The 22,138-nt window shown below is 69.9% G+C and carries 19 protein-coding genes; 4 read left to right on the forward strand and 15 right to left on the reverse strand.

The genetic code is table 11. The features are described from left to right. The first annotated feature begins 10 nt into the window (after nucleotides 1-10). Nucleotides 11-328, forward strand: coding sequence for a hypothetical protein (locus tag ABZ562_RS33975; RefSeq protein WP_361487237.1), 318 nt, complete (start codon nucleotides 11-13; stop codon nucleotides 326-328). A 1-nt stretch (nucleotide 329) separates the two neighbouring features. Here the strand turns inward: ABZ562_RS33975 and ABZ562_RS33980 are convergent, their stop codons facing one another. The 9 genes from ABZ562_RS33980 to rsmI all read right to left on the reverse strand — a co-directional run bounded on the left by ABZ562_RS33980 (nucleotide 330) and on the right by rsmI (nucleotide 10,838). Further along, nucleotides 330-1,007 (reverse strand): LuxR C-terminal-related transcriptional regulator, encoded by a 678-nt coding sequence (locus ABZ562_RS33980; protein ID WP_361487239.1) that lies wholly within the window; start codon nucleotides 1,005-1,007, stop codon nucleotides 330-332. A gap of 240 nt (nucleotides 1,008-1,247) precedes the next feature. Beyond that, on the reverse strand, nucleotides 1,248-3,035 hold the full coding sequence (locus ABZ562_RS33985; RefSeq protein WP_361487241.1) for a hypothetical protein: 1,788 nt from the start codon (nucleotides 3,033-3,035) through the stop codon (nucleotides 1,248-1,250). A 223-nt stretch (nucleotides 3,036-3,258) separates the two neighbouring features. After that, entirely contained in the window at nucleotides 3,259-5,088 is a 1,830-nt protein-coding gene (locus tag ABZ562_RS33990; RefSeq protein ID WP_361487244.1) for an ABC-F family ATP-binding cassette domain-containing protein, read from the reverse strand. A 46-nt stretch (nucleotides 5,089-5,134) separates the two neighbouring features. Next, the gene (locus tag ABZ562_RS33995; RefSeq protein WP_361487246.1) at nucleotides 5,135-6,061 is read right to left on the reverse strand and encodes a 4-(cytidine 5'-diphospho)-2-C-methyl-D-erythritol kinase; all 927 of its coding nucleotides are present in this window, start codon (nucleotides 6,059-6,061) and stop codon (nucleotides 5,135-5,137) included. 30 nt (nucleotides 6,062-6,091) lie between these two features. Beyond that, complete coding sequence (gene rsmA, locus ABZ562_RS34000) at nucleotides 6,092-6,967, reverse strand: 16S rRNA (adenine(1518)-N(6)/adenine(1519)-N(6))-dimethyltransferase RsmA (RefSeq protein ID WP_361487248.1); 876 nt, start codon at nucleotides 6,965-6,967, stop codon at nucleotides 6,092-6,094. A gap of 47 nt (nucleotides 6,968-7,014) precedes the next feature. Then, nucleotides 7,015-8,193: a ubiquitin-like domain-containing protein gene (locus ABZ562_RS34005; RefSeq protein WP_361487251.1), complete on the reverse strand. Its 1,179-nt coding sequence runs from the start codon at nucleotides 8,191-8,193 to the stop codon at nucleotides 7,015-7,017. Nucleotides 8,194-8,274: 81 nt separating this feature from the next. Next, complete coding sequence (locus ABZ562_RS34010) at nucleotides 8,275-9,285, reverse strand: TatD family hydrolase (protein ID WP_361487254.1); 1,011 nt, start codon at nucleotides 9,283-9,285, stop codon at nucleotides 8,275-8,277. 72 nt (nucleotides 9,286-9,357) lie between these two features. Then, nucleotides 9,358-9,789: a hypothetical protein gene (locus ABZ562_RS34015; RefSeq protein ID WP_361487257.1), complete on the reverse strand. Its 432-nt coding sequence runs from the start codon at nucleotides 9,787-9,789 to the stop codon at nucleotides 9,358-9,360. 170 nt (nucleotides 9,790-9,959) lie between these two features. Further along, entirely contained in the window at nucleotides 9,960-10,838 is an 879-nt protein-coding gene (rsmI, locus tag ABZ562_RS34020) for a 16S rRNA (cytidine(1402)-2'-O)-methyltransferase (RefSeq protein WP_361487260.1), read from the reverse strand. A 105-nt stretch (nucleotides 10,839-10,943) separates the two neighbouring features. Here rsmI and ABZ562_RS34025 point away from each other — a divergent pair, with 105 nt between their 5' ends. Together ABZ562_RS34025 and ABZ562_RS34030 are read left to right on the forward strand one after the other, a co-directional pair. Further along, entirely contained in the window at nucleotides 10,944-12,722 is a 1,779-nt protein-coding gene (locus tag ABZ562_RS34025; protein ID WP_361487263.1) for a phospholipid carrier-dependent glycosyltransferase, read from the forward strand. 147 nt (nucleotides 12,723-12,869) lie between these two features. Further along, on the forward strand, nucleotides 12,870-14,522 hold the full coding sequence (locus ABZ562_RS34030; RefSeq protein ID WP_361487266.1) for a penicillin-binding transpeptidase domain-containing protein: 1,653 nt from the start codon (nucleotides 12,870-12,872) through the stop codon (nucleotides 14,520-14,522). Between the two features lie 136 nt (nucleotides 14,523-14,658). Here ABZ562_RS34030 and ABZ562_RS34035 read toward each other — a convergent pair whose 3' ends face one another. The 6 genes from ABZ562_RS34035 to ABZ562_RS34060 all read right to left on the reverse strand — a co-directional run bounded on the left by ABZ562_RS34035 (nucleotide 14,659) and on the right by ABZ562_RS34060 (nucleotide 20,063). Next, on the reverse strand, nucleotides 14,659-15,432 hold the full coding sequence (locus tag ABZ562_RS34035) for an alpha/beta fold hydrolase (protein WP_361487268.1): 774 nt from the start codon (nucleotides 15,430-15,432) through the stop codon (nucleotides 14,659-14,661). Next, on the reverse strand, nucleotides 15,429-16,448 hold the full coding sequence (locus ABZ562_RS34040) for a DMT family transporter (protein ID WP_361487271.1): 1,020 nt from the start codon (nucleotides 16,446-16,448) through the stop codon (nucleotides 15,429-15,431). The genes ABZ562_RS34035 and ABZ562_RS34040 overlap by 4 nt, the downstream gene beginning before the upstream one ends. Then, entirely contained in the window at nucleotides 16,435-17,091 is a 657-nt protein-coding gene (locus ABZ562_RS34045) for an alanyl-tRNA synthetase (protein WP_361487272.1), read from the reverse strand. Before ABZ562_RS34045 ends, ABZ562_RS34040 begins: the two co-directional genes overlap by 14 nt. 82 nt (nucleotides 17,092-17,173) lie before the next feature. Beyond that, entirely contained in the window at nucleotides 17,174-18,130 is a 957-nt protein-coding gene (locus ABZ562_RS34050; protein ID WP_361487274.1) for a chlorinating enzyme, read from the reverse strand. Between the two features lie 69 nt (nucleotides 18,131-18,199). Continuing rightward, the gene (locus tag ABZ562_RS34055; protein WP_361487277.1) at nucleotides 18,200-18,469 is read right to left on the reverse strand and encodes an acyl carrier protein; all 270 of its coding nucleotides are present in this window, start codon (nucleotides 18,467-18,469) and stop codon (nucleotides 18,200-18,202) included. A 4-nt stretch (nucleotides 18,470-18,473) separates the two neighbouring features. Next, nucleotides 18,474-20,063 carry an amino acid adenylation domain-containing protein gene (locus tag ABZ562_RS34060; RefSeq protein ID WP_361487280.1) on the reverse strand — a complete coding sequence of 530 codons (1,590 nt, stop codon included), beginning with the start codon at nucleotides 20,061-20,063 and terminating at the stop codon, nucleotides 18,474-18,476. A 294-nt stretch (nucleotides 20,064-20,357) separates the two neighbouring features. Between ABZ562_RS34060 and ABZ562_RS34065 the strand changes: the two genes are divergently transcribed. After that, on the forward strand, nucleotides 20,358-21,809 hold the full coding sequence (locus tag ABZ562_RS34065) for a cation:proton antiporter (RefSeq protein ID WP_361487283.1): 1,452 nt from the start codon (nucleotides 20,358-20,360) through the stop codon (nucleotides 21,807-21,809). Nucleotides 21,810-22,138 lie beyond the last annotated feature (329 nt).

Genomic DNA, 22,138 nt, shown 5'->3' on the forward strand with positions numbered 1-22,138 from the left:
AACCCGCGCCATGAGTGACGACTACGAGTACCAGCACGAGGTCGAGGAACTGGAGGGGAAGTCGGCGACCGCGGCCCGGCTCTTCGACGTGCGGCGCATCATCGGCGGGCTGTTCGTGATCTACGGGATCATCGTCACGATCGCCGGTGTCACCGCCTCCGACGCGGACCTGAAGAAGGCCGAGAACATCAACATCAACCTGTGGACGGGCGTGTGCATGCTCGTCCTCGGCCTGCTCTTCCTGCTCTGGATGAAACTCAGGCCGCTGCCCGCCCCGCACCCCGCCCCCGAGCAGGGCCCCGCCCGGCCCGGGGGCGGGGAGGAGTGATCTAGGGGGTGCGGCGCGTCGCCGCCCGGTCCAGCAGGCCGGTGCGCGCCGCCAGCGCCGCCGCCTCCAGCCGCGACCCCACCCCCAGCTTCATCAGCACCCGCTGCACATGGGTGCGCGCCGTGCTGGGCGCGATCCCCATCCCCGCGGCGATCAGCCGGGTGTCCTCGCCCTCCGCGACCCGCATGAGGACCTCGACCTCGCGCGGGGTCAGCATGCGCAGCAGCCGGGCCCCCTCGTCGTCCGGCTGGGCCGCGGGGTTCAGCAGCTCCGCGAACGCCCCCTGCAACAGCTGCGGGGCCACCGCCGCCTCGCCCGCGCGCGCCTTCATCATGGCGCGCTCGACGCCCTCGATCCGCTCGTCGTGCCGGACGTAACCGGAGGCGCCCGCGGCGAACGCCGCGGCGATGCCGCGCGGGTTCGGCACCGGGCCGAGCACCACCACCGCGACCTGCGGCCGCTCCTTCTTGATCCGCACGACCGGTTCGAACACGCCCGGATCGGCGGGTGTCGCCGTCCCCAGCAGACACACCTCCGGTGCCCGGCTCACCACCAGCTCCGCCGCTCCCGCGCTCGGCGCGGCCGCGGCGAGCACCCGGTGCCCGCGCAGCTTCAACGCCGAGGCGAGGGCCTCCGCGAGCAAGCGGTGGTCATCGACCACCATGAGTCGCACACCCATGAGTTTCCCCCCTTTGCCCCGGGAAGCTACACGCTTGTTCGACGTCGCGCGCCCCTTACCCGTGAGAAGCCCCCCGGAATGCCGAAATCCCGCCCATCTACGCCTACTTGACATCGGATTGGCGTCCGAAACAGACCGATGTGGCCTGCCTCTGGGGCGGATTCGATCATGGAGAAAAACGGCGGCGGCCCCGCCCGTACGGTGGGTACGGGCGGGGCCGCCGGGCGTTGCGGGGTGCTGTCAGCTGCCGCCGAAGACGAGGGCCAGCGGGTCGTCCTTGTCGTACGAGCCCGAGGGCTTGTCGGCGTAGACGGTGCTCATGTACAGCCGCTGGTTTGCGTAGATGATCTCCGAGTAGGCGGGGCTGAACTTCGACTCCATCTCCCCGCTGTCGCCCGGGTTCTGGAGCAGCTTCGCCTTCTCGTACGACTTGGGGTCGATGCGCCACACGGCGCCGCCCTGGTCGTAGGTGCTCTCCTGGTAGGCCAGCACGAAGCCGTCCTCGTCGACCCCGAGCGGGGCCATCGCGGCCTTCTTGTCCCCGTCCGTCTTGCCGACCGGCTTGCCGGTCGCCAGGCTGAACGCCACGATCTCGTTGGCGGTGGTGGTGCTGTCGTAGCCCTTGCGGTCCTCCGACGCCAGGAAAAGGGCGTCGGCCGACTTGCTGATGGCGACCTGGCGGCAGCCCTCGACGCTGGTCGAGGGGCACTTGGCCTGGTACTTGCCGTTCTCGGTACTGATCTTCGCGCGCACCGTACCGGCCTTGGCGCTGTCGTCGATGGACAGGTAGTCCGAGACCCCGGAGCCGGTCGAGTCGCCCGCGTCGACCGCGATCACCAGCGGGTCGGTGGACGCGATGTGCACGTAGTCGATGCCCTGCGACACCTTGTACGCGGACTTCACCGCGCCCGTCTTCGGGTTCAGCGTCTGGACCTGGATCTGCGGGTTGTCGTACTCACCGCACTGGCGCACCGCGACCAGCTTGGCGTCACCGCCGGCGTACCCGCGGTCCTCGCAGTCGTCCTCGGACTTCGGCTTCCACAGTTCCTTGCCCGCCGTCGACCAGGCCGCGCCGCCGCTGGTGCCGCCCGCGGCGACCGTACCGCCGCCGTAGGTCACCTCGTCGAAGGAGACCTTCTCGTCCCCCTCGGTGATGTCCCGGTGCCAGCGCATCTTGCCGTTCTTCAGGTCCAGCAGCGCGACCTGGTTGCAGCTGGGGTACTTGTCCTCCTTGGAGGGCTTGGCCTCCTGGTAGAGGACCGCCGTCAGACCGTCCTTCGAAAGGTGCTCCGAGGACCAGCAGACCGCGCCGGCCAGCGGGATCGACCACTTCGCCGCACCGCCGTCCAGCGGATAGCCGTCGATCTTGTTGACGCCGGCCTTCACGAACGTGTCGTCGGTGGTCCACATGCCCTCGACCGTGACCTGGTCGTCGACCTTCGGCATGGGCAGCTTGTTGATCAGCCGGGCGTTGACCGTCTCGGGGGCGGGCTTGTTCTTGGTGCCGCCGGTGCCGCCGCTGGTGCTTCCCTGGCTGGTCTGCTTGTCCTTGGCCTGGTCGTCGGTGTCGTCGCCGCCGCTGGTGGCGAACCATATGCCGCCGCCGATGACCAGCGCGACCGCGACCACCGCGCTGACGATGACCGTCATCCGCTGCTTGGACCGGCCGCCGCCGGGGCCGCCGCCCTGGCCCGGGCCGCCCGGGTACTGCGGCTGGGGCGGGTAGCCGTAGCCCTGCTGGCCGTACTGCTGCTGACCGTAGGGCTGCTGGCCGAATTGCTGCCCGTACTGCTGCTGGCTGTACTGCTGCTGGTACGGGTTCGGGGTGCCCACCTGCGTGGGCTCCGCGTGCACCGACTGCCCCGGGTAGCCGTAACCGCCCGCGCCCTGCGGGGGCGTCTGCGGCGGCGGGCCGGGGGGCGGCGGAGGGGCGACGGGCGGCTGCTGCGGATAGCCGTAACTCGGCTCCTGCGGCGCGCCGAAGCCGCCCTGCGGCGGCTGATTCGGCGGCGGAGGCGGCTGTGACATGGGTATTCCTCTGTGCGCGAGCCCATGGACCGACTCGGCCTCCCCCGCTATCCCGGCGGCGTTGGTGGCCAAGGCCCGCCAGGATGGAGTGAATCGGACATGCGACCCGCCGGTGAGCAGCAGGGCAAGGCGGGAGGTTCTTTTTATCACCCGGTCATGACAAGCCGCGGGCCGGTCGCCCACTCATCGAGCAGCTGAGACCGGCCCGTGACGCGACCGTTGCTCACGCGTCGTCGGCGAGTTCCAGCCAGCGCGTCTCCAGTTCGTCGCGCTCCCCCGCCAGTTCCCGCAGCTGGGTGTCCAGCTCGGCGACCCGGGCGAAGTCCGTGGCGTCCTCGGCGATCCGGGCGTGCAGCGTGGACTCCTGCTCGCTGATGCGGTTCAGCCGCCGCTCGATCTTCTGGAGTTCCTTGCTCGCGGCCCGCTGCTCGGCCGCCGACCGCTGTCCGCCGGACTGCGCCTCCGCGGCCTTCTGCTTGCCGGAGTTGCCGGAGCCGGTCTGGGGCGCCGCCGCGGCCAGCGCCCGCTGCCGCCGCTCCAGGTACTCGTCCACCCCGCGCGGCAGCATGCGCAGCGTGGCGTCGCCCAGCAGGGCCTGCACCCGGTCGGTGGTGCGCTCCAGGAAGTACCGGTCGTGGCTGATGACCACGAGCGAGCCCGGCCAGCTGTCGAGGACGTCCTCCAGCTGGGTCAGGGTCTCGATGTCCAGGTCGTTGGTCGGCTCGTCCAGGAACAGCACGTTGGGCTCGTCCATCAGCAGCCGCAGGATCTGCAGCCGGCGCCGCTCACCGCCGGACAGATCGCCGACCGGCGTCCACTGCTTCTCCTTGGTGAAGCCGAACTTCTCGCACAGCTGCGAGGCGGTCATCTCCCGGCCCTTGCCCAGGTCGACGCGCTGCTTCACCTCCTCGACGGCCTCCAGGACGCGCAGGCCCTTGTCGAGTTCGGCGACCTCCTGCGACAGATACGCGAGCTTGACGGTCTTGCCGACCGTGATCCGGCCGCCCGCGGGCTGCTGTTCGCCCTCGCTGCGCGCGGCCTCGGCGAGGGCGCGCAGCAGCGATGTCTTGCCCGCGCCGTTCACGCCCACCAGGCCGATCCGGTCGCCGGGGCCCAGCTGCCAGGTCAGATGCTTGAGCAGCAGCTTCGGCCCGGCGGTGACGGTCACGTCCTCCAGCTCGAAGACGGTCTTGCCCAGGCGGGAGTTGGCGAACTTCATCAGCTCGGCGCTGTCGCGCGGCGGCGGGACGTCCGCGATCAGCGCGTTCGCCGCCTCGATGCGGAAGCGCGGCTTGCTGGTGCGGGCCGGGGCGCCGCGGCGCAGCCAGGCCAGCTCCTTGCGCATCAGGTTCTGCCGCTTGGCCTCCTCGCTGGCGGCGATGCGCTCGCGCTCGGCGCGGGCGAAGACGTAGTCGCTGTAGCCGCCCTCGTACTCGTGCACCGCGCCGCGCTGCACGTCCCACATGCGGGTGCAGACCTGGTCGAGGAACCAGCGGTCGTGGGTGACGACCACCAGCGCCGAGCGGCGGGCCCGCAGATGGCCGGCCAGCCAGGAGATGCCCTCGACGTCGAGGTGGTTGGTCGGCTCGTCCAGGACGATCAGGTCCTGCTCGGCGATCAGCAGCTTGGCGAGCGCGATGCGGCGGCGCTCGCCGCCGGACAGCGGGCCGATGACGGTGTCCAGGCCCTGTGGGAAGGCGGGCAGGTCGAGCCCGCCGAACAGCCCGGTGAGGATGTCCCGGATCTTGGCGTCGCCCGCCCACTCGTGGTCGGCGAGGTCGCCGATCACCTCGTGCCGGACGGTGGCGGCGGGGTCGAGCGAATCGTGCTGCGTCAGCACGCCGAGACGCAGGCCCCCGGCGTGGGTGACACGGCCGTCGTCGGCGGGTTCGAGCTTGGCGAGGATCCGGATGAGCGTGGTCTTCCCGTCCCCGTTCCGGCCGACGACGCCGATCCTGTCCCCCTCGTTGACCCCGAGGGACACGCCGTCCAGCAGCGCACGGGTGCCGTACACCTTGCCGACGGCTTCGACGTTGACCAAGTTGGTGACCATCACACTCCTGATACGCGGATCGACCGACGTCCCAGGGTAGTCGCGGTCAGGCAGTGGTGACCGTCGCCCCGGGCACCGGGCCGGACGCCGTCCGTACCGTGCGGCAGGTGCGGGAGGCCGCGAGCGCGGTGGCCACGTGCTGGGCGGCCTCCGCGTCCTTCGCCAGGAACGCGCAGGTCGGGCCGGAACCGGACACCAGCGAGGCGAGCGCGCCGGCGTCCGCGCCCGCGCGCAGCGTCTCCGCGAGCGCCGGGCGCAGCGAGAGCGCCGCGGGCTGCAGATCGTTGGTCACGGCGGCGGCCAGGGCGGTCGGGTCCCCGGTGCGCAGCGCCGTGAGCAGCGCCTCCGACGGCTCGGGGTCGGGGATCGCCGCGACCGTCGCGCCCGTCCCGGTCTCCTCCCGGAGGCGGTCGCACTCCCGGTAGACGGCCGGGGTGGACAGCCCGCCGTCCGCCACCGCGAACACCCAGTGGAACGTGCCGCCGGTCTCCAGCGGCGTCAGCAGCTCCCCCCGCCCCCGGCCGAGGGCCGCCCCGCCGACCAGGCTGAACGGGACGTCGCTGCCCAGGTCGGCGCAGAGCGCGAGGAGTTCGGTGCGGCTCGTCCGGGTCCCCCACAGCGCGTCGCACGCCAGCAGGGCCCCGGCGGCGTCCGCGCTGCCGCCCGCCATGCCGCCGGCGACGGGGATGCTCTTGGTGATGTGCAGGTGCGCGTCCGGCGCCCGGCCGTGGCGGGCGGCGAGCGCGATCGCCGCGCGGGCGGCGAGGTTGGTGTGGTCGGTGGGGACGTGCGCGGCGTCGGCGCCCTCGACGGTGACGCGGAGGGTGTCGGCGGGGGTGGCCGTGACCTCGTCGTGGAGCCCGACGGCGAGGAAGACGTTGGCCAGGTCGTGGAAGCCGTCGGGGCGCAGGCCGCCGACCGCGAGCTGAACGTTGACCTTCGCGGGGACGCGGACGGTCACGGGGCGGGTCACGGGGCTCCTCGGTGGGGGAAGGGCGTGTGGTCAGGGGGTGGGGCGGTGTTCGGCGATCGCGGCGAAGTCCTCCACCGTCAGCGACTCCCCGCGGGCCTGGGGGGAGATGCCCGCCGCCGTCAGGGCGGCTTCGGCGGCGGGGGCCGAGCCCGCCCAGCCGGACAGGGCGGCGCGCAGGGTCTTGCGGCGCTGGGCGAAGGCGGCGTCGACGACGGCGAAGACCTCGTCGCGGGAGGCGGTCGTCGCGAGAGGTTCGGTGCGGCGGGTCAGGGAGACGAGGCCGGAGTCGACGTTGGGGGCGGGCCAGAAGACGCTGCGGCCGATGGCGCCCGCGCGCTTGACATGCGCGTACCAGGCGGCCTTCACCGAGGGCACGCCGTAGACCTTGGAGCCGGGCGGCGCGGCGAGGCGGTCGGCGACCTCGGACTGCACCATCACCAGGGTGCGCTCGATGCTGGGGAAGCGGGCGAGCATATGGAGCAGGACGGGGACCGCCACGTTGTAGGGGAGGTTCGCGACCAGGGCGGTCGGGGCGGGTCCCGGGAGGTCGGTGATGTGCAGCGCGTCGGAGTGGACGAGCGCGAAGCGGTCGGCCCGCTCGGGCAGCCGGGCGGCCACGGTGGCCGGGAGGGCGGCGGCCAGTACGTCGTCGATCTCGACCGCGGTGACCCGGTCGGCGGCCTCCAGCAGGGCCAGGGTCAGGGAGCCCAGACCGGGGCCGACCTCGACGACGACGTCGTCGGGCCGCACCTCGGCGGTGCGCACGATGCGGCGCACCGTGTTGGCGTCGATGACGAAGTTCTGGCCGCGCTGCTTGGTGGGGCGTACGCCGAGGCGGGCCGCGAGGTCGCGGATGTCGGCGGGGCCCAGCAGGGCGTCGGTGGTGCCGGGGTCGGTGGAGCTCACCGGGAAAGCTTACGGCCCGGCCGCCGCGCCGTTCACTGCCGCGGCCTTCACTGGCGCAGCTTCTGGCCGCAGTGCGGCCAGGGGGCGGAGCCGCGCTGGACGTACAGCTTCTTGGCCCGGTAGGTCTGCTCGGCGGGCGGCGCGTCCTGCGGGCTGCCGTGGCCGCCGAGGGCGTGCCAGGTCTGGCGGTCGAGCTGGTAGAGCCCGCCGTAGCGGCCGGAGCTGTCGACCGCGCCGGGGCGGCCGCCGGATTCGCAGTGGGCCATGGCCTGCCAGTTGAGCCGGTCGGCTCCGGCGACGGCGGTGGGCGCGGTCATGGTGCCGACCCGGACGATGCGGGCCACGGGCGCCCGGACGATCTCGGAGCGCAGCTTCCGGGGCGGCTGCCGTACGCCGTTGACGGTGCGCACCCGGTAGACGGTGCGCAGGGTGCCGGGGTGGCCCTCGCGGGCGACGAGTCGGGTGCCCTTGAAGAGGGTGGGGTCGGCGCGCTGGAGGGTGGGGAAGGGGACCGGCGCCAGGCGGGTCTCCCTGCCGCCGGTGATGCGCATGACCTTCACCGTCTGGCCGTCCCGCGGGAAGCTGTCCAGCGGCACCGACGTGGTGTCGTGGCCGTGCAGGGTGAGCCGGGCCTCGGTGAGCGCTTCGCCGATGGTGGCGGCGTTGGTGCGGACCGGGTGGGCGCGTCCGTCGGCGCGGAAGGTGACGGTGCGCTCGGTGCGGACGTCGAGGTCCAGCCCCTGCCGGGTGATGGCGGCGGAGCGGGAGGCGGACAGATGGGCGCCGTCGGCGCGGACGCCGAGCTGGCGCAGCGCGCCGTCGACGGTGTCGGCGGTGGTCCAGACCCGGCGGCGCTCGCCGTCGACGGTGAGGGTGACGGGGCGGCCGTAGCGGACGGCGATCTCGTCGCCGCTGGTGAGGGGTTGGCCGGGGGCGGGGGCGACGATGTCGTGCGGGCTGACGTCGACGTCCTCGTCGGCGAGGAGTTCGGCGACGTCGTCGGCGTAGGTGTGCAGGGTGCGCTCGTGGCCGTCGACGCTGAGCCGCACCGCCTTGTCCTGGGCGACGAAGGCGGAGGTGCCCCCGGCCAGGGCGGCGACCACGAGTGCCTGGGGCAGCAGCCGCCGCACCGGGCCGGTGCGGGCCGGGGGGCGGCCGCGCCGGGCGGCTCGGCGGGCGGCGGCACGGCCGCCCGGGTCGCGGTGGCTGCCCTGCGTACGGCTCACGACAACAACACTCCACGGGTCCACGGTCAGGGGCGCCGCGGACTGTAGCGGAGTGTTCCGTCACTCTCCAAAGCGAGTTGACTACCCTGCGTCGCCGATGGCGGAGGGGGCCGGATAGCCGAAGACGCGCGCGGTGTTGGCCGCCACGGCGGTCGCCAGGGTGTCTTCGGGCACGCCCTTGACGTCGGCCATGGCCCGCAGGGTGAACGGAATCAGATACGGAGCGTTAGGCCGTCCGCGGTAGGGCGCGGGGGTGAGGAAGGGCGCGTCGGTCTCCACGAGGAGGAGGTCGAGGGGGGCGACGGCGAGGGCGTCGCGCAGCGGCTGAGCGTTCTTGAAGGTGACGTTTCCGGCGAACGACATGTAGTAGCCGTGCTCCGCGCACACCTTGGCCATGGCGGCGTCGCCGGAATAGCAGTGGAAGACGACGGTGTCGGGGGCGCCCTCCTCGGCGAGCACCCGCAGGACGTCGTCGTGGGCCTCCCGGTCGTGGATGACCAGGGCCTTGCCGTGCCGCTTGGCGATGTCGATGTGACGGCGGAAGGAACGCTCCTGGGCGGCCATGCCGTCGGGGCCGGTGCGGAAGTGGTCGAGGCCGGTTTCGCCGACGCCGCGCACCTGGGGCAGGGCGGCCAGGGTGTCGATCTCGGCGAGGGCCGCGTCGAGGGCCCGGTCGCCGCCGGGCTCCCGGGCCCCCTGCCGGGACCAGCCGGCGCGGGGGGCCTGGGGGGCTTGCCCCCCAGAAGGAGGTGTACCCAGGACGATGCGGGGTGCCTCGTTGGGGTGCAGGGCGACGGTGGCCCAGACGGCGTCGTGGGCGGCCGCGGCCTCGGCCGCCCACCGGGACCCGGCGAGGTCGCATCCCACCTGGACGACGGTCGTCACGCCGACCGAGGCGGCCTTGGCGAGGGCGTCCTCGACGGTTCCCGCCTGCATGTCCAGATGGGTGTGCGAGTCGGCCACCGGGACCCGCAGGGGGTCCGGGAGCGGGGGCGGAGCGTCCTTTTGCTTTTGCCTGCCGATTTGTCCGCCGTTGTTCTTCCCGCTTCCCGTTCCGCCGCTGCCGCCGTGGGTCGATGCTGATTGCGCCATGGGCGTGATTCTATAAATGCCGATGAATGTCGGGTGAATCACACCTGGCCGCTCAGCTGACCCTGACCCGGCTCATTTGCGATGGTGCGAAAAAGGGTGCAGGAGATCCGACAGGTGCCAGTGGTGCCCACGCCGCCGCGTGGGGCTCGCGGTGTCCGCCTCGCCGTCCGGCCTCGTCTCCGGTACGGGGCGCGCGCGCCGCGCGCTCTCCAGGACCGACGAGACCTGGCCCGAGCGCATGATGCGCACCAGATGCGCACCGCAGTTGACGCAGTCGGGGCTCGTCAGCGGAGACGGGACGCGACTTCCGCCGGTGAAGTACACGACGAAGGACCGGCCCTCGCCGTCCACGTGGTGTTCGATGTCGTACGACCGTTCCCAGCCGTGCCCGCACTTCATGCAGGCGAAGGCGTAGGCCTCGTGGGCCACCTCGCCGCCGTCCGGGCCCTCGGTGGGACGGGTTATCGGGTGCACGCCGTTCGAGGCTCCCGCTATATCGCTCATGGCAGCTCCTCTTGTCCGCAGGACAAGTCTTCCGGGATTGGTTCGTCCCCGCGCTTCTCCTCCAGTGGACGCTTTTCCCGGCTGGATCGCAGCAGGTCTTCCCTCTCTTTGGCGCAGATTTAGCTGTGCACTATCGAAACCGCCCGATCGGCAGGTCTGCCCTTTGCCTTTCAGTGGTGCGCTTTACCTTCGCGTGGCCCGTCCGCGCCCGCGTTCTTTGCCGCCACGACCGCGTCGAACACCACTCGTTTGGGTATGCCGGCGGCCTGCGCGACCGCCGCGATGGCATCCTTGCGGCGCTCACCGGCCGCCTCGCGCACCGCGACCCGGCGGGCCAGCTCGGCGGGTCCGGCCTCGTCGGGGCCCGGTTCGGCGGCGCCTTCGACGACGATGGTGATCTCACCCCGTACGCCCTCCGCCGCCCAGGCCGCCAGCTCCTCCAGCGGGCCGCGCCGGACCTCTTCGTAGGTCTTGGTCAGCTCCCGGCACACCGCGGCCCGCCGGTCCGCGCCGAACACCTCCGCCATGGCGGCCAGGGTGTCGGCCAGCCGGTGCGGGGCCTCGAAGTAGACCAGGGTGCGGCGCTCGCCCGCGGCCTCGCGCAGCCGTCCCAGCCGCTCCCCCGCCTTGCGCGGCGGGAAGCCCTCGAAGCAGAAGCGGTCCACCGGCAGCCCGGAGACGGCCAGCGCGGTGAGCACGGCGGACGGGCCGGGCACCGCGGTGACCGCGATGCCGCGCTCCACGGCGGCGGCGACCAGCCGGTAGCCGGGGTCGGAGACCGACGGCATGCCCGCGTCGGTGACCAGCAGCACCCGGGCACCGCCCGCCAGCGCGTCGACCAGCTCGGGGGTGCGCGCCGACTCGTTGCCCTCGAAGTACGACACCACCCGGCCGCCCGGCTGGACGTCCAGCGCCTGGGTGAGCCGGCGCAGCCGCCGGGTGTCCTCGGCGGCGATCACATCGGCCGCCACCAGCTCGGCGGCCAGCCGCGGGGGCGCGTCCGCGGTGTCGCCGATGGGGGTCCCTGCGAGTACGAGCGTTCCAGTCACCCGGCCATCCTCGCAGCCCCCCGTTTCCGCCGCGTCGGCCGCCGCTTCCGCGAGACACCACCTGATCCACGCCACACGCACAGGCCGCTTCCCTACGATGGCCCGGTGAGCAGTGACACCGCGACCCACGCCCAGCCGGGGCGAGCCGCCGGCCAGCACCCGCCGGCCTGGCAGCGTCGGCTGCGCCGTTTCGGATACGCGGGCCACTCCCGGCCCGGCGTACGGGAACGGCTCGTCCCGCCCTACCAGGAGCCGGGCACCCGGCTGTGGGAGACGCTCGGGGCGACCCCCGCGGTGGCGGCCAGAATCGCCCGCTGGAGCGGCTGGGGCGGGCCTCTGCTGGTCGCGCTCGTCGCCGGGCTGACCCGCTTCTGGCGCCTCGGCAGCCCGGACAACGTCATATTCGACGAGACGTACTACGCCAAGGACGCCTGGTCGATCTGGCGGTTCGGGTACGAAGGCACCTGGCCCAAGACCGCCAACGACAAGATCCTCGACACACCGCAGCACATCCCACTCAGCGACGCCGCGTCCTATGTGGTCCACCCGCCGGTCGGCAAGTGGGTCATCGGCCTCGGCGAGCAGTTCTTCGGGCTGCACCCCTTCGGCTGGCGGTTCATGGTCGCCCTGCTCGGCACCCTGTCGGTGCTCATGCTGTGCCGGATCGGGCGGCGGCTGTTCCGCTCGACGTTCCTCGGCTGCCTGGCGGGCGCGCTGATGGCGGTGGACGGCCTGCACTATGTGATGAGCCGCACAGCCCTGCTCGACCTGGTGCTGATGTTCTTCGTGCTGGCCGCCTTCGGCGCCCTGCTCATCGACCGGGACAAGGCCCGGGCCCGGCTCGCGGCCGCGCTTCCGGCCGGCGAGGACGGCTCCGCCCGGCCCGACGCGACGGTCGGCTGGGGCCTGAAGCTGGGCGCGCGGCCGTGGCGGATCGCGGCCGGGGTGCTGCTGGGCCTGGCCATCGGCACCAAGTGGAACGGGCTGTACGTGCTCGCGGTCTTCGGCCTCATGGCCGTCCTGTGGGACGTCGGCGCGCGCCGCACCGCTGGCGCCCCGCGCCCCTACCGGACGGTGCTGCGCCGGGATCTGCCGTGGGCGTTCCTGTCGACGGTGCCTGTGGCGATCGTCACCTACATCGTCTCCTGGACGGGCTGGTTCACCGCGAGCGGCAGCTTCAGCCGGGCGCACGGCTGGCAGCACAGCGGCTACTTCCGCCACTGGTCCGAGTCGCCGAAGCCGGACGGCGGCGGCTACGGCACCGGCGGCGCCTTCGACTGGCTGCTCAACCCGCTGCGCAGCCTGTGGCACTACGAGACCGAGGTCTACAAGTTCCATGTGGGCCTGGATTCGCCGCACGTCTACCAGTCCAACCCGTGGAGCTGGCTGGTCCAGTCCCGGCCGGTCTCGTACTTCTACGAGTCGCCGCGGGCCGGACAGGAGGGCTGCCCCAAGGACGCCGCCGAGAAGTGCGCGCGCGAGGTGCTGGCCCTGGGCACCCCGCTGCTGTGGTGGGCGGCCTGCTTCGCCGTGCTCTACCTGCTGTTCCGGTGGGCGCTGCGGCGCGACTGGCGGGCGGGAGCCGTCCTGGGCGGGATCGCGGCCGGGTATCTGCCGTGGTTCCTCTACCAGGAACGCACGATCTTCTCCTTCTACGCCGTGGTGTTCGTGCCGTTCCTGTGCCTGGCGGTGGCCATGATGGTCGGCGCGATGCTGGGTCCGCCGGGGGCCACCGAGACCCGGCGGGTGGTGGGCGCGGTCGGCGCGGGCGCGCTCGTCCTGCTCATCATCTGGAACTTCATCTACTTCTTCCCGCTGTACACGGGCCAGACGATGCCGATGGACGCCTGGCGGGCCCGCATGTGGCTGGACACCTGGATCTGACCCCGGCCCCGGCCCCCGGCCCCGGCCCCCGGAGGGAGCGCTTCCGCCAGCGGTCGCGGCGGGTTCACACGATGCCGGTAGAGTGCGTCGGACCGCGGCCCCCACCGCACCGGTGGGGGGACTCGAAGAACACAGTGGGGGTTCTGCATGCGGAGTGGCGCGAGAGCCGCGATCGTCAGTGCGGTGTTCGCCGCCATGGTCGTCAGTGTTGCCGGCTGCGGCAGCGGCCAGGATGACTCGTCGGGTTCCAAGGACGGCGCGAACGCCGGGGCGTCGGGCGACGAAAAGAACGACGTGAAGAAGGTGAAGACCGGTCCGCCCAGCGCGACCGAGGTCAAGACCACCGCCCGCGAGTTCCTGGCGGCCTGGTCGGCGGGCGAGACGGCGAAGGCCGCCGCCCTGACGGACGACAGCGACGCGGCCACCGCGGCGCTGAGCGGCTACCGCAAGAAGGCCCATATCGACAAGGTGGAGCTGAATCCGGGACAGGCCAGCGGCGCCAAGGTGCCGTTCTCGGTCAACGCCCGGATCGCGTACAGCGGTGAGAGCAGCGTCCCCTGGACGTATGAATCCTCGCTGTCCGTGACCCGCGACACCAAGACGGGCAAGCCGGTCGTCGACTGGCAGCCCTCGGTCGTCCACCCCAAGCTGGGCAAGGGCGACACCCTGAAGACCGGCGAGTCCGAGGCCCCGCCGATCAAGGCCGTCGACCGGGACGGCACGGAGCTGACCGCCTCCGACCACCCCACCCTCAAGGGGGTGCTGTCCGGGCTGCGCGAGCGGTACGGCAAGAAGGCCGGCGGCAAGGCGGGCGTGGAGACCTTCATCTCCCGCGCCAAGGGCTCCAAGTCCCCCGACGAGACGCTGAAGGTGCTCTCCAAGGGCACTCCGGGCACGCTGAAGACGACGATCGACGCGAAGCTCCAGCGCACCGCCGAACAGCAGGTGAGCAAGAAGAGCAAGGCGTCGGTCGTGGCCGTCAAGCCGAGCACCGGTGAGATCCTGGCGGTGGCCAACTCCCCCGCGAGCGGCTTCAACCCGGCACTCCAGGGCTCGTACGCACCGGGCTCGACCATGAAGGTCATCACCTCGGCGACGCTGATCGACAAGGGTCTGGCCGCGTACGGCAAGGCGCATCCGTGCCCGAAGTACTTCAGTTACGGCGGCTGGAAGTTCCAGAACGACAAGAAGTTCGAGATCAAGAACGGCACGTTCGAGCAGAGCTTCGCCCGTTCCTGCAACACCGCCTTCATCAGCCAGGCGCCGAAGCTGAAGGACGACGATCTGACGAAGGAGGCCCGTGACGTCTTCGGCATCGGCCTCAACTGGCAGACCGGCGTGCCCACCTTCGACGGTGCCGTGCCGGTCCAGTCCGCCGCCTCCAAGGCCGCGTCGCTGATCGGGCAGGGCGGGGTGCGGATGAACCCGCTCAACATGGCGTCGGTCTCGGCCACGGCCTCCACCGGCACCTTCCGGCAGCCGTACCTGGTCGCGCCGTCGGTGGACAACCGGACGCTGGCCAAGGCGAGCAAGACGATGAAGTCGAGCACCAAGGACCAGCTGCGCAAGCTGATGCACCTGACCGCCACTTCGGGCACGGCCGCCGAGGCGATGTCCGGGATGAGCGGCGACTTCGGCGCCAAGACCGGTTCGGCCGAGGTCGACAACCAGGAGAAGCCGAACGGCTGGTTCACCGCCTACAACGGCGACCTCGCGGCCGCCGGTGTGGTCCCCGAGGGAGGCCACGGCGGCGACACGGCGGGCCCGATCGTGGCCGCGCTGCTGCGGGCGGGCGGCTGACGCCCGTACGGCCGCACACGGCTTGAGGAGCCGGGCGGGCGCGGTGATTCCGCGCCCGCCCGGTGCACGGCGGAACGCGCGCCACGCTGGCCGCGACGCGAATGCACAGCGGCCAGCGCGACAGACCTACCAACGATCACTTACCGCAGAGGGAAGAGTCTTCCTTACGCCCCGACGTGGTGGGAACCAGCTCGGCAGATTTGTCCCTCAGCCGGGAAGCGACTGTCCGGGACACCGCCTCCGCCTGACTGCCGAGGTAAAAATGATCGCCAGAGAAGCGCACGATCTCCGTATTCGCTGCGGAACTCAGCCGCCAAGCATCCAACTGGTCATCGGTGAAGATGTCCTGCGTCCCGCAGCACACCACCAGCTGACTCTCCGTCTTCGTACCCCGGAGCGTGCGCACGAAGGAGTCACATATGGCGAAGTCCGCCCGCAGCAACTGCGCCGCGCGTTGCCGTAACTGCTCGTGCTCCAGGATCTGCGGGTCCATCCCTCCGAAACGAGCCGCGACGCGCAGGACCTCTTCGTCGTCAGCCCGCAGAGGATCGCCGTCGAACAGCGGCTGGGCGTGGAGCGGGCCGGCGTTCGCGGAGGCGAACAGCGTCGAGCACTGTACCTGTCCGGGTTCGTGCTCCAGCCTCGCGGCCAGCGCCAGGCCGAGGTAGGCCCCCATGCTGTGGCCGAAGATCGCGAACTCACCCGTCACACCAGTCTTCGCCAAACACTCGGCGAGGTCGCTCACCGCGTCCGCGGCAGTGTGGATCGGGGCCTCCCGCCAGCGACGGCCTCGGCCGGGCAGTTCCAGGCGGATGGGCTCGACCGACGCCGGGAGCGCGCGGACGAGTTCGTCGAAGACCTGAGCGGTACCGCCCGAATGGTGGAGCAGGACCAGCGGTAGCCGACTCACTCCATGACCTCCGGTGCCGATGGGGACTGGGGCCGCCGGGCATCCACCCAGCGTCCCAGATAGGCCGACAACAACACGACCCCTCCTCCGATCAGTTGGATCGCGCTGAGGTGTTCGCTGAGCAGTACGACCGCGAAAACCGCGGCGAAGAACGGCTCGGTGGACAGCACCAGGCCCACCCGAGTCGGGCTCGACACCCGTGCGGCGTGCAGTTGCGTAAGAAACGCGAACGCGGTGCCGGCCACGCCGAGGTACCCGATGACCAGCCACGCGTTACCTGGCAGGTGCGTCACCTCGTGCCAGGACTGTCTCGGCTGCGCGAGCGACAGCAGCAGCCCGCCGAACGCGACTACCCAGAGCTCGATACCTGTCACTCGAAGGAGTGACACCTCGCGGCCCTTCGCCCGTGACCCGAAGAGCACGATCTGCGAGGCTCGGATGACCGCGGCAGCTAGGATGATCAGGTCGCCGCTCCGCACCGAGAGCCCGCGGTCGAGTGTGAGCAGCGCGCAGCCCGCGAGAGACAGCAGCGCCAGCGGGTAGATGCTCCGGGCGACCCGCGCCCGGAGGAAGATCCGCTCGATCAGCGGGACCAGCATCACCGACAAAGAGATCAGGAAACCGGCGTTGGACGCCAGGGTGTAACGGACCCCAAGTGTCTCCAGGAAGAGGATGCCGAAGAGCAGGCACCCGAACAAAACGCCCAGTGACACCTCCTCACGGGTGACTCCGCGCCACACGCGAAGTGACAGGAGCATGATGGCCAGGGCGCCGATCGCGAAGCGTAAGAAGAGGAAGGCCGGGACGGAGATGAACCGCCCCGACCACTGCATCGCTACGTAGGTGGAGCCCCATACAACCGCCACACCCAGCACGCCGACATCGGTGAGCCAGTTCCTGGCCGGGCGGGTGCCGGGGGTGGGCGCCCCTGCGGCCCGGGCACCGGGGCCAACCTCGTCGATGACATCCGCCCGTGCGGCAGCCAGGCTCGCTTTGGCGCGGTCAGGCGTGCTCAACGACGTACCCCACCTTCAGAACGCCGCCCTTGACCTTGACCGAACGCAATGAGAAGCCCGTGAGCTGCCCCAACGAGCCGACGTGGGTGCCGCCGCACGGGTCCTCGTGCAAGCCGTCGATACCGATGATGCGCAGGTCACCGCGATCGCACGCATAAACCTTGCGATCGGCCTCGATGGCCTGCTGGGTGCGCTCCTCCACAGTTGCCGCCAGTTGCTGCAGGTCGGGCTTGTCCTGGCCGGCGTCGAACTCGATGCGGGCCTGCCCAGGGAAGTGGTTGCTCACCCGGTGGCGGAAGCCGAGTTCCCGTACGAACCCGTCCACGACATGGCCGCAGGTGTGGAGGGCCGCGTGAAGGCGGCGCGCTTCGGGGTCGACAGCGCTCGTCACCTCGTCGCCCACGGCGAAGGGCCTATCGCACGAGAGTCGTACGACGTGTTCCTCCGACGCGGGTGCCTTGAAGGGACGCACCGGCGCCTCATCGACCGTTCCCACGTCGCTCGGCTGTCCGCCGCCTTGAGGGTGGAAGATGTTGTCCTGCAGCGTGAGCCAGTTGCCGAGCTCACTGCTTCCGGCGTCGACCACCTTCGTGAGAACGGTGAAGTGGTACGTGTCTTCGAGGTAGATGTGGCGCTGCTGCAACGGAGTTCCCTGGAAAGTAGGTTTACTGGCTTGTCAGTTGGGGAGGCCCGCGCCGGCGGGCCGCCCCAACTATCACAGACTCTCAGAAGCGCCGCGGGGTGAAGGCATAACCCGTCCGACTCTCCTTGGCGATGCGGTTGATGCCGTAGGTGTCCTCTCCGCTGACGACGACAGCGCCGTAGTTGTCCAGCGGGATGCCGCCGCCGTACTCCGCCACGGTCTCCGTCCCCGGGTACACGTGCACCTGAGTAGGCACGTAGCGGGCAGCGAAGCCCATGCGGTAGTCCTTGCCGCTACCGGTGTGCGGCAGCGAGGCGTGCATCAGGGTCGACCAGAAGATGACGCACTCGCCCTTCTTCATGACCAGTGGGAACGCCTGGGACTCGTCGGGCTTCCAGTTCGGGTCTTTCTGCAGTTGGCGGTAGTCGTAGCCGAAGAAGCCGCGCTTGACGCCTTCCTTCTCACGGCTGTTGATGGCATTGGGGTCGTAGGCCATGGGCTGCGACTCGTCGTAGTTCATGTGCCGGTGAGTACCGGGCATCAGCTGGAGGCAGCCGTTCTCCAGCGTCGAGTCGGTGAACGCCGTCCACACGGTGATGGTGCCGCCGAAAGCGGGCTGCCCGTCCTTCGACGGCCACATGATCTGCGGCTTCTTGCTGGCGTTGGCGAAGGTGGCCGCCTGGTGCCAGTCGGTCCCCTCGTCCCCCGGGTACTTGGGGAAGAACTCCGTGCGCCAGCACAGGACGTCGGGGCCGAGGATTGAGGCCACTCGGTCAACGATCCGCTGGTTCATGATGTGCTCGGAGAGCAGGTCGACGTCGAGGTGGCGGTCGTAGTTGGAGATGTTCGTGACGGCCCCGAGCGCATCATCGGGATAGATGGCGCGGGACCGGTCCGGCAACAGGCGCCGGATGCTGTTCCACCGCTCCTCCATTTCCTCCGGCTCATATATCTTGATGGGACCGATGAAGCCGTCGCGCTCAAATTTTTCAAGCTCTTCGGTTCCGAGCCGGAAGTCCGTCTGCTGACTTGTACTCATGCGTCCCCGTCCCTCGCTTCGGCTGGTGTGCTGCTCATAGGGCTGTCTCGGGCGTGAGGAGGACTTGCTTTAGCCTTGTGCCACGCGTGCGGCCAGATCGGCCGCAGCCTCGGCGACACTCCCCTCGAAGAGCACCTTGATGTCGTATTCGGCGCCAAAGTGTTTCTTCGCCCGCTGGCTCAGTTGCAGGGCGAGCATGGAGTGCCCGCCCAGGTCCAGGAAGTTGTCCTCGGGGCGTGCCTGTGGCTCCTCAAGCAACTCGGCGACCCATTCCAGAGTCAGCTGCTGTACCTCCTCGGCGCTCCCCCTCTTTGGGGCCTCGCTCAGGGTTTCCCGCATTCCGTCATCTCCCTTCCTCGAATGCCCGGGCTACGGCGGCCCGGTCGGCCTTTCCATTGATGGTGCGAGGCAGCTCCGGCAGCGCGAAGTAAAGCGCGGGCTGCATGTACGACGGCAGCAAAGCCTTCACGTGGCTGCGCAGTGCACGGGCGTCAGGCACCACCCCGTCCTGAGCGGCACGTGTCGTGTAGGCGCACACCAGTCGGCTATCACCCGGTGAGAACTCCCGCGTCCACACCACCGAGTCGGCCACATCGGGGTGGGCACGCACCGCGGCCTCCACGTCGCTGAGTTCGATGCGATGACCGCGGAGCTTCACCTGCAGGTCGGCCCGGCCCAGGTAGACAAGGTCACCCCCGATCCGCCGGCTCACCAGATCACCGGATCGGTAGTAGCGCGGGGACGGCTGCCCACCATCCGGTGCGGGGGCGGTGGTGAAGCGTTCGGCATTGAGCTCCGGCCGGTTGAGGTAGCCCTCGCTGACCTGGGGGCCGGCCAACCACAGCTCGCCCTCGTCGCCCGGTCCGGCGTTCTGCCCGTCTTCGGTGACGACCCGGGAGGTGAAGCCGGGCAGCGGCTGACCGATGACCGACTCCTCCGCCGCTACGTCGCTCTCGGTCAGTTGGCGGAACGTGGAGTGCACCGTGGTCTCGGTGATGCCGTACATGTTGACCAAGCGCGGCCGTTCCAGGCCGAAGCGCTTCACCCAGGGCCGCACCAACGCTGGTGTGAGCTTTTCCCCGCCGAAGACGATGTACCGCAGGTCGGTCAGGTCGATGCCGTCCTCCAGTACGGCGGTGGAGAGCGCGCTGAAGGCGGTTGGCGTCTGGTTCAGCACGGTAATGCCCCGTTCCCGTATGACCCGGACGGTCTCGGCCGGGGTGCGGGCCGTCCAGTACGGCAGGACCACCAGTTCTGCACCGGTCGACAATGCGCCCCATATCTCCCAGACCGAGAAGTCGAAGGCCATGGAGTGGAAGAGCAGCCAGCGGTCGTCAGCGGAGAAGGAGAACAGATCGGAGGTGGCCGCGAAAAGACTGGTGACGTTACTGTGCCGGATGGGGACGCCCTTGGGACGGCCTGTCGTGCCAGAGGTGTAGATGATGTACGCGACATCTTGAGGACCGGGTGGATCCGGCCGGGGCTCCTTCATCGCGCGCCGCCCCCGCAGCGCAGCCACACTCTCCTCAGCGATCACCGGCCGTGCAGGCACCGACGCGCCCCCGGGATCTCCGACCAAGGCGACCACCTGGCTATCGGAGACGATGAACTCGTTGCGTGAGGGTGGATTGCGGATATCCAGGGGAACGTAGGCCGCTCCGACTCTGAGGATTCCCATCATTGCCGCGATAGCGTTCGCACCTGGCGGAATGCGCAGTGCGACCCGGTCCCCCCTCCTCACCCCAGAGGCATGCAGAACATCTGCGATACTCTCCGCCCAGGAATGAAGAAGGCCATATGGAATGTTTTCCTCGCCAACGCGCAGCGCGATAGCGGCGGGTGCGCTCGAAGCAACTTGGGAGAATAACTCGACGAGTGTTGCGCAGGGTTCTGCATCCTCAGCCGGGTGGCGCGAATCTCGATCTTTGGACACAACGCTCCATTAGGGGACGGCGTGCAAATTCATTAGACCGGACTGGCTCGTTGGCGACATGGACACTACACGACCGGCAGGGATATTGAACCTCGACCGAGAGAGAGTGTGATCTTCATCTCGCTCCAATGTCAAGCCGTTATTCGATGCGATGTACTGCCCCATGCGCCGCGGCATCACGCCTCGACGGGCTCCAAAATTAGCCACCTTGGCTAATTCCACACCCTCGACGAATCATTCGGAATCAATTGTTCCGTATCACACCGCTGGTGGGAGTTGGCGAGAATGGAACCCTTGACATCCAAGAGAACTTCCAAGAAATGGAGTTCACGGACAGCGCTCGCCTCAGTTGTGATCGGGCCGCTCGCCCTGATCGGGTTCGTCAGTGCCCACGTCGGCCTCGGGAGCGCACAGACAGCCTATGGAACACCGCCGCACGGGCTGGGCACTACCGGCCACTTCTTTGTCAGTGTCGCCGTGGTCCTGGCCGTCGCGCACCTGGGCGGCATCGCCGCCCGCCATCTCGGACAACCGCCGGTAATCGGTGAGATCTGCGCGGGGCTGGCCACGGGCCCGTCTCTTCTCGGGCGTGCCGCCCCAGCCGCCGCCGACTGGCTCTTCCCCGAACCGGTACTGCCGATGCTGAGCGGACTCGCTCAACTGGGGCTGGTGCTCTTCATGTTCGGAGTTGGCCGAGAACTGGCCGGAGTCCGCCTCCATGGCGCGGCCAAGCAGGCCCTCCTGGTAAGCCAGGCATCCTTGCTGGTGCCGTTCGCTGCCGGCACCGCCGCCGCCCTTCCCCTGCTGGACACCTACACCCCCGCCGGAGGACAGCCCCTCGCCTTCGTGCTCTTCCTCGGATGCGCTCTGAGTATCACGGCGTTCCCCGTACTCGCCCGCATCCTGATGGACCTCCGCCTCACTTACACGCGCCCCGGCCAACTGAGCCTGTTCGCTGCCGCGGTGGGTGACGGCGGCAGCTGGCTGTTACTGGCCGCGATCCTGACCCTGGCACATGGCTCGAATCCCACTCAGCTGGTCGTAAACGTCCTCGTGCTCGCTGCGGTTGCCACCCTCTTCCTCGGCCCGCTGCGCGTGGTCCTGTCGAGGTGGACGGAAAACGAGGGTGGTGAGCGCTTCCACTCCACGGCCGCGGTATTTCTCGCCGTCGGTGTCGCGGCGGCCTCTGCCTTGACCGCGGCCATAGGTGTCCATCAACTCATCGGTGCTCTGCTCGTCGGTCTCGCATGGCCAACTGGGAATCATGGCGCCGTCGTTGTCGCAGACCGCATGGCCAGCATCGTCAAGACCCTGTTGCTGCCGTTCTTCTTCTTCACCTTCGGCCTCACCATCGACCTCGGCACGCTGCACTGGAACGGAACCACGCTCATCACGCTCGCGATCCTCCTCACCACTGCTGTCACTGCCAAGATCGCTGGCCCCACCCTGTGCGCTGTGCTGACTGGTATGAACTGGCGGCCGGCCCTCGCCCTCGGTGTCCTGCTCAACTCCCGGGGTCTCACCGAGCTCGTCGTCCTGCAGATCGGTTATCAAGCCAAGATCATTGATCAGTCCCTCCTGGGTGTCCTTACCATCATCGCGCTGGCGACGACCATCATGACCAGCCCGTTGCTGCGGTGCCTCGGTCTCGGTCCCCCTCAGGCCCCGTCTGCCAAGGCCGAATGGGCAATCGGCGACACCAAGTCCGGGACCGTCGCCACGGGAGAATCAAGCACGACCAGATAGGTCACAGGAGAGAGGCAGTACATCTGGACGTCTGCGCGGGAGTCAGAGGCGCGGGCCGGGTTACAACGCCGAGTTCGCCGACAAACCCACCGGCGCGAACATGGACCGCGAGGGCCTGACCGCGCTGCTCGCCTTCGCGCGACCAGGCAACCGGATCAACGCGCTCACCCTGAACCTTGTGCACGACCTCACCAAGCACCGGGCTGAGTGGTCGGCCGGTTCGCCGACCCGGCCGAGGGGGCAGGCGCCGGCGGCGCGGCGCAGCGCGTCCTCCCAGCCGTCCCATCCGGGGGTGCGGATGGTGCCGGGGACGACGAGGCCGAAGGGGA

The organism is Streptomyces sp. NPDC019937 (genome assembly GCF_040631655.1).
In the GTDB taxonomy this organism is placed as follows: Bacteria; Actinomycetota; Actinomycetes; order Streptomycetales; family Streptomycetaceae; genus Streptomyces.